The sequence below is a fragment of the bacterium genome (genome assembly GCA_016708025.1).
GTDB lineage: Bacteria > Zixibacteria > MSB-5A5 > GN15 > FEB-12 > FEB-12.
Window position 1 is genome coordinate 241812 of record JADJGQ010000002.1, and the last position, 15229, is coordinate 257040.

13 protein-coding genes are annotated in these 15229 nt (G+C 52.8%); 1 reads left to right on the forward strand and 12 read right to left on the reverse strand.

What is annotated here, in order from left to right:
* The first annotated feature begins 3 nt into the window (after positions 1–3).
* Positions 4–903: a DUF58 domain-containing protein gene (locus tag IPH75_07320; protein MBK7141873.1), complete on the forward strand. Its 900-nt coding sequence runs from the start codon at positions 4–6 to the stop codon at positions 901–903.
* Between the two features lie 222 nt (positions 904–1125).
* On the opposite strand, the gene IPH75_07325 is transcribed toward IPH75_07320, so the two are convergent.
* The 12 genes from IPH75_07325 to IPH75_07380 form a co-directional block, all read right to left on the reverse strand.
* Positions 1126–1728, reverse strand: coding sequence for a DUF2179 domain-containing protein (locus IPH75_07325; GenBank protein MBK7141874.1), 603 nt, complete (start codon positions 1726–1728; stop codon positions 1126–1128).
* Positions 1729–1810: 82 nt separating this feature from the next.
* Positions 1811–2125 (reverse strand): antibiotic biosynthesis monooxygenase, encoded by a 315-nt coding sequence (locus IPH75_07330; protein ID MBK7141875.1) that lies wholly within the window; start codon positions 2123–2125, stop codon positions 1811–1813.
* A 5-nt stretch (positions 2126–2130) separates the two neighbouring features.
* Positions 2131–3945: an oligoendopeptidase F gene (pepF, locus tag IPH75_07335; protein MBK7141876.1), complete on the reverse strand. Its 1815-nt coding sequence runs from the start codon at positions 3943–3945 to the stop codon at positions 2131–2133.
* Positions 3946–4082: 137 nt separating this feature from the next.
* On the reverse strand, positions 4083–6092 hold the full coding sequence (locus IPH75_07340) for a DUF2075 domain-containing protein (GenBank protein MBK7141877.1): 2010 nt from the start codon (positions 6090–6092) through the stop codon (positions 4083–4085).
* 135 nt (positions 6093–6227) lie between these two features.
* The gene (locus tag IPH75_07345; protein ID MBK7141878.1) at positions 6228–6863 is read right to left on the reverse strand and encodes a hypothetical protein; all 636 of its coding nucleotides are present in this window, start codon (positions 6861–6863) and stop codon (positions 6228–6230) included.
* Between the two features lie 193 nt (positions 6864–7056).
* Positions 7057–7842, reverse strand: coding sequence for a GNAT family N-acetyltransferase (locus IPH75_07350; protein ID MBK7141879.1), 786 nt, complete (start codon positions 7840–7842; stop codon positions 7057–7059).
* A 17-nt stretch (positions 7843–7859) separates the two neighbouring features.
* Entirely contained in the window at positions 7860–8063 is a 204-nt protein-coding gene (locus IPH75_07355; protein MBK7141880.1) for a transcriptional coactivator p15/PC4 family protein, read from the reverse strand.
* 15 nt (positions 8064–8078) lie between these two features.
* Positions 8079–8576, reverse strand: a complete 498-nt coding sequence (locus tag IPH75_07360; GenBank protein ID MBK7141881.1) for an adenosine-specific kinase — start codon at positions 8574–8576, stop codon at positions 8079–8081.
* On the reverse strand, positions 8566–9360 hold the full coding sequence (locus tag IPH75_07365; GenBank protein ID MBK7141882.1) for a hypothetical protein: 795 nt from the start codon (positions 9358–9360) through the stop codon (positions 8566–8568). Before IPH75_07365 ends, IPH75_07360 begins: the two co-directional genes overlap by 11 nt.
* Positions 9357–11360 carry a peptidylprolyl isomerase gene (locus IPH75_07370; protein ID MBK7141883.1) on the reverse strand — a complete coding sequence of 668 codons (2004 nt, stop codon included), beginning with the start codon at positions 11358–11360 and terminating at the stop codon, positions 9357–9359. Before IPH75_07370 ends, IPH75_07365 begins: the two co-directional genes overlap by 4 nt.
* Positions 11361–11790: 430 nt before the next feature.
* Complete coding sequence (locus IPH75_07375) at positions 11791–12855, reverse strand: HmuY family protein (protein MBK7141884.1); 1065 nt, start codon at positions 12853–12855, stop codon at positions 11791–11793.
* 13 nt (positions 12856–12868) lie between these two features.
* Entirely contained in the window at positions 12869–15097 is a 2229-nt protein-coding gene (locus IPH75_07380) for a TonB-dependent receptor (protein MBK7141885.1), read from the reverse strand.
* Positions 15098–15229: the final 132 nt, after the last annotated feature.

Consider the following 15229-nt stretch of genomic DNA (forward strand, 5'->3'; position numbering starts at 1 on the left):
CCTATGACCACTGACTACCGCCAATATCTCGACCCGGAAACCGTCTCCAAACTGAAAGGGATGGAACTTCGCGCCCGCATGGTGGTCGAGGGTTTCATCGCCGGTCTGCACAAATCCCCCTACCATGGCTTTTCGGTCGAATTCGCCGAACACCGTCAGTATATGCCGGGCGACAATATCCGAGATATCGACTGGAAGCTGTTCGCCAAGTCCGATCGCTTTTTCATCAAACAGTATGAGGAAGAGACCAACCTCAAAGGGTATCTATTGCTCGACTGCTCCAAGTCGATGGCCTACCAGTCCGGCTCCAAGTTGACCAAACATACCTATGCCCTGATGCTTTCCGGTGCGTTGTCATATATGATGCTTCGTCAGCGGGATGCGGTCGGGCTGGTGACGTTCGATGAGAAGATCCGTCGCTACATTCCGCCACGCTCACGTTCAGGTCATCTCCATGTCCTGTTGAATGAAATGGCGGGGCAGGTTCCTTCGGAAAAGACCGATATCTCATCCGCCTTGCATGAAATGGCCGAGCGGATCAAACGTCGCGGGCTGGTGATCATCATGTCTGATTTGTTGGACAATGCCGACAAGATCATTTCCGGGTTGAAGCATTTCCGCTATAACCAGCACGAAGTTATCATTTTCCATATTCTTGACCCGCGCGAGCGTGACCTGGCATTCTCCGGTGATGTTATTTTCAAGGATATGGAGACGGGGGAAGAGATCACGACCTCGCCATTCCAGATCAAGCGCGATTTTGCATTGCAGGCGAAAGCATTTTCCGAGGAGATCGCGACAGCTTGTCGCCAGTCGAATATCGATTACCATCCGATCGACACCGCGATGCCGTTCGACAAGGCGTTGTACGCCTTCCTGGCCAAACGGGAACGGCTGTACTAGATTCTCGCTGGATGTCGGGTTTCACTTCGCGTGTCTTTGTAATCCACACTCACTCTTGTGAATCCGCTCAACACCGACCTACATGATAGAGAATTGATTGCTTCGCTTCGCTCGCAATGACCAACTCACGTCATTGCGAGAAGGCCAGCCAGCACGTCAACTTAGATATCGAATTTCCCCTCTGGCCGACGAAGCAACCCCCTGCATTGAACCTGCCTCAGTCTATTTACTCTTCCGAAACCAGATCGATGGCTGAAATACACTGAACCGTGTGCTCCCCGCCGGTTTCGGCAACCCATACTCCGACACCATCCGAACATCCTCAACCGTATAAAACGCATTCGGGTCGAACGACCGGATAATCCCGATGACATGCTTCAGCTCCGAGCGCCGGACGATCGTGAAGATGACCTTTACTTTCCCCAACGCTCCCTCGGCATCCATATGGGTCACTTTGTAGTTGTTGGTGATGAGATACATAATGAGGTGCGAGGATTCCACCGGCACTATCACCCTGACTATCATAGTCCCGAGGGAGAGCCGACGTTCTATGGTCATTCCAACATACGTCCCGGCGGCAAACCCGGCGCAGTAGGCGAGCAAGTTCACGATTGAGCCAAGATTAGTGACTATCTGACTGATGGCCAGCAGCCAGATGAATACCTCAAAAAAACCGAGCAACGACGAGACAAATCGATGACCGCGCCCAACCAGAATAATGCGCATGGTCCCGATCGAGACATCGCAAATGCGGGCAAAAAAGATGAGGATTGGTATGACTGCCGGGTGGAGCGACGACAGATTGAGAGCAACAGATGATTCCATCGCGCAATAGTACACGATGGCGGTCCAATCGGCAACACTAGCCTTTGAAAATCGTCACGGAGCGGGTGAGCTTGCGAAATCTCTACACTTCCGTCAGGTAATACCCTTGCAGTGTTTCGGATTCGGTCAGGTCGGATAGAATCCGGTCAAGCTGCTCGTACTCACTCAGATAAAGTTCCTTGAACTGATTGAAGTCATCGGCGGAGCGCCATCGGTCTATTGTCAAATAGACCCGATCATCATGGGAATCCCGCATCAGCTCAGTCCCGAGATAGCCGTCATGATTCGAAAACAGCCTGACCCAGTCGCCGACTGGACCATATGCCGCTTCAAATTCTTGCTCTCGCCCGGGCTTCACCTTGAAGCGCCAGGCGATCACAAATTGATACTCGGGCATATCGGCTATTTCACCAGCCGGTCGATCTCGTCGACCTGTTCGCGGAACAGATCGATCGTCGCCATAACCGGATCCGGCTTGGTCATATCGATTCCGCAGATCTTCAGCAGTTCAATCGGATGGTCTTTCCCGCCGGAGGAAAGCATCTCAAGATACTTGTCGATTATCCCCGGCTCGCCATCCAGGAATTTCTTCAGGATCGCCTGCGAGGCCGCATACGATGTCGCGTACTGATAGACATAAAACATGTTGTAGAAATGTGGGATACGCGACCACTTGAGCGGCGTGAATTCATCCATCGTCAGGTCAGGGCCATAAAACTTCCGCGTCAGATCCCCCCAGATCTCGGAGAGCATATCAGGAGACAGCGCATTCCCCTTCTCCACCGCGTCATGGATAATCAGTTCAAAGCGGGCGTACAGCACCTGGTGGAAGAATGTCCCGAACGTGTTGTCGATATGCCGATTCAGCAGATACAGTCGCTGCTGGGTGTCAGTCACCTTTTGCAGTAAAGAATGCAACAGCAGCCCCTCATTAAGGGTTGAGGCTACCTCAGCGACAAAGATAGAGTACTGCGCTTTGGCGAACGGTTGTTTCCGATTCGACAGGTAGCTGTGCATGGCGTGTCCCATTTCATGCGCCAGCGTAAACATATTATCTACCGTATCGGTGTAGTTCATCAGGACAAACGGATGCGACTGGTAGTTTCCCCAGTTGTAGGCGCCGGAACCCTTTCCTTCGGTCTCGAACACATCGACCCAGCGTGAATTAAACGCGTCGGTCAGCACTTTCTGATAGGTGGCGCCAAGCGGTTTGACCGCCTCGACTACCTGGGTGACGGCATCGCTATACGGCACCGTGTAATCCGATTCAGGAAAGAGCGGACACATCATGTCATACGGCCAGATCGAATCCAGCTTGAGAACCCGCTTGCGAAGTTTGGTGTAGGCGTGCAGCGCCGACAGGTGCGATTCGGTCGTGTCAAGGAGTGCATGATAAACCGATACCGGGATATTGTTGGCATCGAGTGCTCGATGCAGGCAGCTTTCATATTTCCGCGCCCGCGTGAAAAAGACATCCTTATTGACTGAGGCTCCCAGCGAGGCGCTGATCGTATTCAGGTGTGCTTTGTATGAGGAGTAAAATGCTTCGCTCGTGTCTTTGCGCACACGCTGTACGGCTGACTCCATGTACTTGGCGAACCGCTGTTTGGTCAGCTTCACCTCATTGCCGTTTTCATCGGTGATCGAGGGGTAAGTCATATCGGCATCGTCGAGCATGCTGAAGATAGAATCCGGTCCGCGGGCGATAATCCCGGCCATCGCCAGCAACTCTTCCACTTCCTGTGAACGGACATGCGCCTTGGAGCGAATCAACTCCTGCATATAAAAGTCGTAAACCCCGGGAGTGGCGAACTGCTTTTCCATCGCGATCAGCCGGGCATCATCCAATTTGAGCAGTTCCGGTTCGACAAATGAAAATGCCGCGCCAGCCTGTGAGCCAAGCATCGCCGCACGTTCCGTCATGGCCTGATATTTGGAGACCCGGTTGTCGAGATCTTTGTTCAGGTAGGCGTATTGGTAGAGCGAGTGCATCCGCATCCCAAGTTCATTCTGCAGTTTGAGGCATTCCTCGAGGATGGCGGGGGATTCATGCAGTCGCCCGACAAAACTCTGGGCTTTGGCGACCATCTGCTGGAGGGCGGCAAATTCAGTCTCCCAGGCGGCATCGCTGGGGTAGATATCGGCCAGATTCCAGGTCAGGTTGGGGTCGATTTCCGTCCGCTTGGGGGTAACATTGCTGGTGGTCGACATGGTCATTCTTGGTCTTTCTGTTCGGGTATCTTAAGTGGGGGGAATATCGTCAAAAAGTGGACCGAACGCAACGGGCTGCAACGTCAACTGACCGACTTGGACTCTTTTGAATCTCATCGAGTTAACGGTATTCGCTCTGCCTATTACGATTCATCCAATGCAGTCAGTCCCGAGTTCAAAAGAAATCTGTAGGTCTTGTCAAGCAAAGCCTTGGCGCGCGTTGGGTCCTTATCTGATCCATTTGGCACCCATATGATCATTCCCTCGCGAGCCCTAGTCAAAAGCACTCTATACTTATTGATAACAAACTGTCTGGTCGCTTCATCTCTCACGTTCATCCAGCGATTGCCTCTAAATTGCCGGATGCGCCACGTTTCGTCCGGACCGAGCACTAAATCGTCGGCCCAACAGACGCCCGTCCAGTCCAATTCTAAACCCTGGCATTGAAACTCAGTAGCCGCTACCTCAAGTGAAAAACTTGAACGCACATCTTCAGGATCGCCTAGAAACCACTGGTCCCAATTGTACCCTTGAGTGAAGGACGTTGATACTTCAATTCCATGTGCTCGCAACCTTAGTCCGCCAGAGCTAGCAACAAGTCCACAGCGATGATGACTATCCCGTCTGCTGCGTTCAAACAACCAATCTCGTAGGAAGTTGATATCCCTTGTGACCCCAAGCGGAAAATCGCGAATCTGCGATACCTGCTCTTTTGCTCCTTCGCAATCGAGATCGAGAAGACAGCCGACCCAATCTGCAATTCGCTTTGCTCGCGGGCTGCGAACGCTCACCGATAAATGCAATCTCTCGTCCACTCTCGAGACAATATTGTTCGGTACATTTTGTGCGAACAGACATTGGCCCATTTCCCCGTCATTGCGGTTCAAGAATGCTGAAGAAGCGGCGACGTTCCACTTGGAAGACCGTTCACCGAGAGCTTTACCCCATTCCGCGAGACCAGCTTCACCTCTGTGAATCTCCTGACCGTTTCCAATGAGTGCCACGATCACTGACCATTGAGGACACCTCTCCATAATATCAAGGAGGAGCGCTGGTTCAGAAGCATCAACTTGCCACTTTCTCTTCATTTGTGCCGCATTCCAAGCGCGCTGAGCTTCATCAAAAACCACTACTTGCTCATGTGGCACCATTGCACTGTCCGCAAGGTGAAATTTCAAGAAACTATGCACATTCTGTATGAAAGCTTCAACTTCGCGTGTCAGTTGCTTCTTTGGAATCCTGCGTCCATCCGTTGTCGCACAATTCACCAACGCGGATCTTACGATTGCAACCAACGGACCATTCCCCGATAGAAAAATGGCACTGGGCCTATCGTCTTGTCGCAACCTGGGGTCATGAACAGCATTCAAACCGGTAAGTGTCTTTCCGGCGCCAGGCACGCCGGTAACGAAACAAATGTACCGTTCCCCCTCAGATTGCGCACGTTTCACAAAATCAACTATTGCTTCTGTGGTGTTGGTAAGGTTATCGGCGTAACTGTGCGAAATTTCGCGAACATCATGATTGCCAAAAAGCTGCTCTGCAGCTTCAATTATGGTAAGAGTTGGCTGATAGGACGACTTAATCCAAGCATTTGCGTCAATTGTAGAATTCTTTTCACTGTGCTCTGCCAGATAGGCCGAGAGAATTGTACTTGATAGTGCAAGTGCGCCTGAAATCAGTACACTATGAGGAGTTGCGAATTCTTGCTGATAGGAACAGTTTTCGCCACAAAAGAGGCTGGGACAAAGAATCGGGATAATTGCTCGATGTCTACTCTCTACGTGAAAATCCCTGAGGTCGAGAGCATAATCGTAGACTTGCCAAATGGCTGCGCGATCTACTTCTTTCGCTTCATCCTTGTACTCGATCACGAATACAACGTCATCTGCGAGAATTACAATATCAGGTCTCTTCTGTCTGCGAGGAATATCATACTCGAACAGAATATGCCAATCGGTTGCTCCCGGAATAGCTCCAATGAGGTCACGCGCAACTAATTGCGCTAGCTCAACTTCTCTCTGCCAAGTTTCAATTTGCCTGGTGTACTGAGTCGCAAAACCGGCTTCTGCTTGAAGCCGAGATAGGTAACCAATTACGCCATCAGTCGGCTCATTGACAACCTGTGATAATTTCCTGCTGTAACATTCCATTTACTTAAATGTAATTCAATTCACCCAAAATAACAACGCCGCCGTTGGGAGCGACGGCGGCGTCTGACGAAGGGCTCACACAAGAAGAAGAGAAGAGAGACAAATGCCGATATCTTGCTATGACTTACACTCCCACTAATTCTGCAACGGATTCTTGATATCCCCCTCCGATACCTGAACATCAACCGGCGCACCCGGCTTCTTCGTCTGCGCATTCACCGCCGACGGATTCCCCGCTAATTTCAGTTTCGGAAGCCCCACCTGGCGGCGCAGAACCTCTATGTAGTCACTGATAAGTCGATATTTGTTGCTTATCGCGTCAGACCGTCGAATCGCGGTCACCAGACGCTCCTTGGTTTTGCAAATATCCAGCGCATAGGAGAAATGCTCACGGTCGAGTAACTCCAGCACCGGGAGATCATCCGAAAGCGACTGGCCGGTATCCGGTAAAACCACCGAGGCTACCTGCGCTTGCCAGAGGAGTTGACGAAACTGATCAACCACATAGGTCGTCGAATCGAGATCCCGCTGCAACAGAGCCAACATTGACTGTTCGGTCAGCGCGATACGCGGCTGATCACCCTTGAGTACCGCGTCGTACCAGACATCAACCGCATACGCCAACTGATCCGGCGCCATACCGGAGTAATAGTACTCCTTCAATGGTTCAGGGATCGGCTGCTTCTTTGCTTGCGGTTCACCAGCGGATACCGAAAGCGCCAATGCTACGGCGGAGCCGGCTATGATTGATAGGATTCTCGACGCGCTCATGATGACAATCTCCATCGGGACGTTTCAGCAGTCCCATCATCAGAGAAAGCAAAGTCGCTGCCGAAGAAGTATTCTATTGTTATACAATAGCTTAGCGATTGTCGTCTGGCGCGAAGCTATTGGGGGGCAGGCATAGCTATAGCCTTGAACCAATACTCGTTAGTGCAAAATCAGTGAGGAAATGTTCGGGAGATCAGCGGCGAATCTCAAAAAGCGCTTCCTGGTATTCGTGTACTTTCTCAAATCCCAGGCTGCGGTAACTCTGAATCGCCGGTTGGTTGTCGGCTTTGACATTCAGGCAGATCATCAATTTCTCTTTGATAAGCTGATCGCAGAGATGCGAAGTCAACACAGTCGCGAAGCCGTGTCCGCGCTCTTCGGGAAGAGTCGCAATCGCCCCAAGTACCGCGATCTTGTATTTCGGAGAGTAGATATGAACTCCGGCAATCGAGACAAGCCTGCCATCACGAACCAACCCGACAAACTTGCCGGTCTCAAGCATGTGTGGTTCGAAATAGCCATCGGGATACGCGGCCTGATAAAACGCGGCAACCGCTTCTGAGTCAGCAAGCGAGAGCGATTTGATACTCCCAGCTTCCGGTTGCGATTTCGCCGGCACGAACTTCCCCAGCTTCATCTTATAATGAAGCCCAAGATCAACCTCATTATATGTATGCAGAAACTGCCCGCTATAGGCCATCTGGTAATGGCTATAAAACCGCAGAGGTAGAACCGGCATCAACTCCTGAAGCAGATCTGCGAAACCATCCGTCATGCCAAACGCCAGAACTGTCGGAGTCGTCAGACCGCTGTAGATCAGCACTGATTCCAGAATGTGGGCGGTCTCGTTGTACGTACAGGCAAACTGGCAATGCCGAAAATAGCGCTCATCCAGATCGCCGATGTGGTATGCAAACAGAACCGGGTCTTTCTGGAAATGTTTGAAAAGACGCTCTTTGTCGATGGCGAATGTGAACATTGAAAATAGGGAGCTGGTCAGCTCCCCTTGATCTGATTGAGGTAACCGAGGACTTCGTCAAGCTGTTCACGCTTGAACGTGACTCCCTTTTTTGTCGGAAGCCAGCTCTGGTCATCGGACAGAAAATAGATACGCAGCGACACCAACTGGTGCCCCTTGTATTCCGACTCTTCTATGATCAGCCTTTCGGTGGCCGACCGCTCCAACTCAAATCGTTTCATCTAAATACTCTCCGGCTAACGCTTATAGCCAATTTTCCGAAGGAACTCCACACGCTCCTTCTTGTCTGCATCCGCCTCAACACCGAGTGGCGGCTCACCGTCGATAACCCCCAACACCCCACGTCCCTGCTCGCTGACCGCGACGATCACCTGCAGTGGATTGGCCGTCGCACAGAAGATCCGGCAGACCTCCTGCGTCTCTTTGATCCGGTTGAGCACGTTGATCGGGAATCCTGCCTTCATATAGACGAAAAAGGTATGTCCGGCGCCGACAGTTTTGGCGGCCATCGTTGCTGCCGCGATCATCTCGGCATCATTCCCGTCGGTCCGGATCAACCGCTTGCCGGATGCTTCGCAGAAAGCGATCCCAAACTTTATCCCCATCCCGGATGTTACCAGCGCCTCGTACAAGTCTTCGACCGTCTTAATAAAGTGCGACTGTCCAAAGACCAGATTGCAGTCGGCCGGCATCGCGATCGGAACCAGCTCGGTGCGATATTCGTCACTCTTCATCTTTCACCTCAAAGAGCGAATCGGGTACGCCGCCGTTGATGATCGGTTCGGAGTATGTCTCAGTCGCGGCGGTCGGGACACTGATCAGCCACATCGCTTTCGCTTTCATATTGAATGAAAACTGAGTCGGGATCCAGTATCCCTCAGCGGTCGGCAGATAATTCAGCGCCATGTTCATCTTGGACATCTTAAACATCGTCCGGTTGACGAGTGCTGATGGCGAGAAGGTCACTCGCACCAGATGCAGTGATTCGGTGTCGAAGAAATAGTCGCCATTCAACAGGGTATCAGCCGGTTCTTTGGCCGTCACCTTGAAATAGTGGCAGAGGTATCCATCCACGCGCTCACCCGCAACCCCAAGATAGTCGATCGTATAGATTTCGCGTTTCTCCGGATAAAACGGTTTGAGCATCGGATAGCTGATATTCGGAGTCGCCCGACGTTTCTTTTTCTCACGATCCTCTTTCGCTGCGTCCTGACAGTCTTTGTCAGACATCGGCTTCCCCTCCTTGATACCGGAGAGATACTCTTCGTGCATCAGCGCGGTGTCGGCGAGGTATTTAATGGAGATCCGTTTATTGAACCGTACCTTTTCTTCAAATGTCCCGTCATCCTTCTCTTCGCCCTTGATATATTCCGAAAGCACCACCAGGTCCTTGACCTGAGCGCGCTGGGCTTTGTCGACCTGCACTATCTTCTCTATCAATTGCTCCGGCGATTCGGTTTGCGCCGAGACCGACAACGCGGCCAACATCATACCGAAAACGATCAGTATTCGCTTCACTTGGTTGGTTTCCCTTCGAAAATCATGATTTTCTGGATAATATCACCGCGAACTATCTCGTCGGCGATCTCCATACCATCGGTTACTTCGCCAAAGACGGTGTACCGTCCATTCAGATGTGGCTGCGGCGAAAGGGCGATGAAAAACTGCGAGCCACCGGTATCTTTGCCGGAGGTCGCAATCCCGACCGTCCCACGCCGATACGGAAGGTCCGAGTATTCGCATCTGATCTGATACCCCGGCCCGCCCCAGCCATCGCCGCGCGGGTCACCCCCCTGGACAACGAAATTCGGCACCACCCGGTGGAATTTCAGACCGTCGTAAACCCCGGACTGGGCCAGCTCAATGAAGTTTATCACGGTCAGAGGAGCGATATCAAAGCGAAGTTCCAGCTCTATTTCGCCTTTGTCGGTGATGATCCGCGCAGTCGGGTTAACCGTATACCGCTCGACTGCGCTTCGCACCTGCCCTTCGGTGATTCTGGCCAGGGCCGGCGGAACCTGCGCCCAGCGGTCTTCGCCCATCTCTTTCTCATATACAATCGCCGCAGACCGGCGGACGATATACTCTTTGTCGAGTATTCCATCGATCAACAGTCGCACCAATGCGGAGTCTTTTCCAAACTCCGTAAAAAGCTTCGGCAGACCATCTATGATCGTGCGGCGGATGTCCGAGTCGATCTCCGTCCCGCGTGCCATGATCTCCGACAATGTCGGGAAAAACCGATCCAGCTTGAAATTGATGATCGCATCCACGCCCGTAACCAGGAGCACCATATCCTGATCGTTGAGCGCCTGACCGATATAGTAGTCCAGGTTGGCGGAATCTAGTTTGGTGAGCACCTCGAATGCCGACAGACGGACCAGCGGGTCTTCATCGGCGAACATCTGCGCCACCCGGGGGAGTACTGCGTCCCGTTCCATCAATCCGTATGCTTCCACACACGCGGCCCGCACATATGGCGATGGTTTCATTGTCCGCACCGAATCGATCAGATTGACCGCGCGGTCCGATTGGACAGTGGCAAGATATTTCATTCCGGCCGCCAGCACATTGTCGGATGGCTTGAGTGTGGTCAGGCTGGTGACCGCATCAATCGCCTGCTCTGCCTTGAGTTGTGCCAGCGCGTCGATCAGTGCGACTGTCAGCTTGTCGCCGGAGATCTGCGGCAATTTCCGCCAGAGATAGTTGGAGGCTTCGTACGAACCCTGCTTGGCCAGCGCGGCAATAGCTTCGGCTTCGACCCCCTGGTCGACATCATTGAGCGCCATTCCCAGAAACTGCAGCGCTTCGGGGGTTTTCACATTCCCCATGCCGCGCACAGCCAGTGAACGGACGCCGGGATCAGCATCCGCCAGGAACCGTGCGTACACCGGTTGAACATCGGCCCCTAACCGTGCGAGCGTAAACAGCGCCGCCCGTTGTACCATGCTGTCCTGCTCGAGCATCAGCAGATTCTCGACTGCGGAAAGCTGGTCTGTTGCTTTCGCGTAGAAGAGCCCATAGCAGGCCGCTTCGCGCACTTCGGGGGATGCATCTCCCAGAAAACTGGTCAAGTTGTCGAGCGTCTCAACCATACTGCTGTCGGAGAGCCGTCCGGCGGCGAGTACCGCCTGCGCCGATGAAGCGCCGGGGAGACTCTCTGCAGCCTCAAGAAGCTTCTCCGCATACTGCTTATCGCCAAGGAGGCCGAGGCCGAAAGCCGCTTTTGATGCCACCAGAATGGAGGGATCATGCAATGCTTCCATCAGCAGTTCACCCCCTTTTTTGTCTCCGATCCGCCCGATCGCTTGTGCGGCGCGCGCGCGAACCAGAATCGAATCATCTTTGATCAGATCGGCCAGGCGGGGTGTGAGGGTCCGAATATCTTCATCATGAATGATGGCGGCTAGTTTCTCCGGCATTGAGCGTTCCCGGAGTGAATCATACATCAGGTAGCCACCATAGATCCCGGCGATAGCCAGAATGACGATTGCAGCTCGTTGGAGGATCATTTTCATAGTGCTGGCTCAATCTATCGTGCGGCGTTGGCAGGGTCAACTCTTTTACCGGATAAGAGATAGCGCCGCGAGTGAGGCAAAAAAAGAGCCCCCGATGGTCAGTCGAGGGCCTGGTCTAACAACAGTGACGTTTTATCTCGTCATGTCGCATCACCTCAAAAAGCAAAGTTTGTGCCGCCGCCGGAAAAACGGGTTTGAACTTGTCTGGCCGGGCTAGCTGGCTGCCCGATAGTCAGTTGGGGCAAGCGAGGGGAGAGGGGAGTACTGGGCCTCTGTGCAACCCTGTTCATCTATTGCACAGCCAGCCGACATTCATGTCGCCATCTGACTGAATCCTAACAAATTGGGAGGAATTTGGTCGGGTGAACCGGATAGAAGAACCCCCCGATGCCAGACAACACCGGGGGGCAGTATATCACACGAGGAAAGACTAGAGCTGTTTCCAGATGAACGTATAGTGCCCTGAGGTTGGCACACCGCCCACGTTCGCATAGTAGCTTTCAATTTCAAGTTTATAAACTTCACCGGCTGTCTTCAACAGATAGACATTTCCTTTCGAGAGCAGTTGATGCAGTGGCGGACCGGTGTAGTTGTACCAGTCGGTCATGGCTGAACTCGGGATATCTGAGAAAAGCGGCGCACCGACCGGCTGCGAAGTGAACCCATCAATATCGGTAGGGTCAGTCAACTCGGTGTAGGCGTAAAACCCTTTGGCATCTCCCGAACCGAATGGACCGCTATTCTGGAAGATGTTGTAGGAAGAAAACCCAAGATCCCACTCGGTCGAGTTGCTGGGAGTGGTCGGTGTGACAACCGTGCCCGACGAGAAATCAAAGTAAACGGTTCCGCTATCGACCGCAAAGTGCGTTGAAACTGTCGGACCGGGCAGCGTCAGATCATCCGCAGTCGCCTGATAGTAATATGTCATCCACACCGTCCCCATGTCGGGCGGCATGCCGGCGCCTGTGAGAGAGTCGATCCGGAACTTTACATAATTGTGTCCACCGGCATCCAACATGGAATAGACATTCATGTTCGGAATGAGAAGGTGATTGGGCGGGCCAGTGTACGTATACCAATCGTCAAAGAAATATTCGACCTGGTCCGCAACAAAGGTCTTACCTGCAGTATCACCGATCACGACTGCAGCAAAATCGACAGCACCAAGACTGAATGCCAGGATATCTCCCGAGTTGTTGCTGGACTCTCCACCATTGGTTTTGACAACTTCACGACGGAAGCCGAGATCCCACGAAGTTGCGGCTAATTTCGGAACCCCGGTGGTAGTTGTATCGCGAGTGGTGAATGAGAAGTAAGAAAATTGGTCGTAGTCCGAGGCATCCACCGTGGAGCGCCAGAACTGGCCAGATTCGTCCCAGGTTGACGTGGACGTATTCGTCGGCGGATTCGACTTGGTCGGATTATCATCATCCGAGCAACCGATCAGCCCGATCATCAGTACAAGTGCGGTCAAGACCGCAAACAATGCTTTCACAATTCTACTCCTTCTATTGTTTATCTGTGAGTTGCAGTCCAAAGCGGAAACCGGCAAAAATCTGACGTCCCGGCCAGTAACCATACACGACATCCGTTTCATCCAGCAGATTCTCCAGCCGGAGAAACGCTTCTTTGTCGCCGGAGAAACGTTTGAAAAGATTCAAATTAAGGGTGGTCCGATGCGGCGCCCAGGTCGGATCCTCTTCCTGCTCGCCCGTATTGGAGCGGGAAGTCCAGAGTTTGTGTGACTGGTAATTCCCCCAGAAACTTCCACCAAAGCCAGACTTGCTGTCGGTGACCGACAGAACCGCCTTCACCGTGTGCGGCGGACGGTTGATCAGGTCCTCGCCATTTTCCAGATTGTGTGCTTCGAGGAAGTTATATGAGAAAGAGAGGTCGAGCCAGGAAGCCAGGCGAATTCGTGACTCCCACTCGATCCCCTGCGTGAAGGCTCGGTCGATATTCTGGTAGACATAGATCCCGCGCCAGTAGGTCGGACTGGAGCCGACCATCGTAAACTCGACCAGGTCATGCAAGTGATTGTAAAAGTAGGTGAGCCGATGCAGACCGATCGTCCCATACGAAAACTCCACCGAAAGCGAGCTGTTGAGCGAGTTCTCTTCGTTCATCTCGCGATATGGATGATCCGGATCGAATGAGATATTGTCGGGGAGATCCACCTGACCGCCATAAACAATATATCCCGCGGCGCTGTGGTCGAAAATGAAGTACTGCTCCTTGATCGAGGGAGCCCGGAATCCATACCCGCCGAATGCGCGGAATTTGATATTTTCGTTCGGCTGGTACATGATATTCATCGATGGATTAAACTTACCACCAAACGCCGAGTGGTTTTCGTAGCGCACTCCGGGAAGGAATGTCAGCCTTTTGACCGGCGCATATTCATACTGCAGGTAGGCGGCGCCGGAGCGGGAGGCCTTTTTCTCGCCGCTCAATTCCGACGAGGTCAGATCCTGGTAGACATAGTTAGCGCCATAGGTGGCGACATGGTTGTCGCCGATGACGTAGTTGGAACTGTAGGAAGCTTCCCAATAAGAATCCTGTGTTTCCGAGGTATCCACCCAGGTCCCGGTCTCCTGGTCGGTTTTCGACCAGATATGGTCGTAGAATGTCCCATATAATTTGAAGTGCATGGAGTATTTCTCGCCGGAGAGAAACTGCATGCCAACCGACCCCTCATACCGCTTGTTAGTCTCTTCGTCGTCGTAAACGAGCGTGAAGCCGGGCCATTCCTCAGACTCAACCCAGTTCCGTTTTTCATGCATAAAGCGGCCGGTAGTGGTCAGGCGCCACTCGCTAGAGAGGTAGTTGGTTAACTTAGCATCGAAATTCCACCGCCCGATCTTGTCTGCGCCGTTGGTGTGCGGTGTTTCGGGGAGAAGATCAAAGCCATCGGTGGCATAGTACTTGGCACCGGCTGTCAGCGCCGCTTTGGTCCCCCCCCACATAAATTCAGCCGATGGACTGGCTGTCTTGTGTGTGCCGTAGTCGGCGTAGAACTTTCCGGCCTTGGTATCCTGCTGTGGCGGACTGGTAATGATATTGATCACGCCGCCCATCGCCTCGGAGCCATAGAGGGTTGAACCCGTACCCTTGACGATCTCGATCTTCTGCACATTGGTCAGTGAATATTGGCTCAGGTCGATCGTCCCGTTCACGCGGCCAACCGCCCGCTCACCATCCACCAGCACCATCACGCGATCTTTGTCGATCCCGCGAATGCTGGCGCCGGAACCGGTGAAATCATTGTTGGAGATCGTCGTCCCGATGGTGGAAGACAGAGCTTCATCGACCGACTTTGCGCCGGTCCGCTGGAAATCACGCTGGGTGATCAGTTCGGTCTGCACCGGAACATCTTTTAACAGGTGCGGAGAGCGCGTGCCAGTGACCACGACATCGTTGAGCACCCAGGGCATCGGAGCCAGAGTCAGATCAAAAACTGTAGCGCCATTAACGGTCACAGTCAGGGTATCACTGGGGTCATACGCGACGTGCGTCGCAATCAGGTGGTAGGTGCCGTCAGTCACCGTGGTGAACTGAAAGATCCCTTTGTTGTCGCTGGCATCTGTCTGATCGGTTTCAATCAGGCGGATGTTCACATCGCTGATCGGATTGCCAGTCTCCGCATCAAGCACGCGGCCGGTCAAAGATCCGGCGTGCGCGGACCCATACGTAGCAAGTCCGAGAGAAAGCAGTATCAGAAGTTGACAGAATCGCATCGTTTATTTCCACCAGTCAGGGTCATTCTCATTGGGGGAAACTTAGAGATTGCGTGGATATGTTTGTCACCGATTTGTCACAAAATAGACTGAAAAGCTATATTCTGCGGCTATTTAGTCTTGATTTACCCG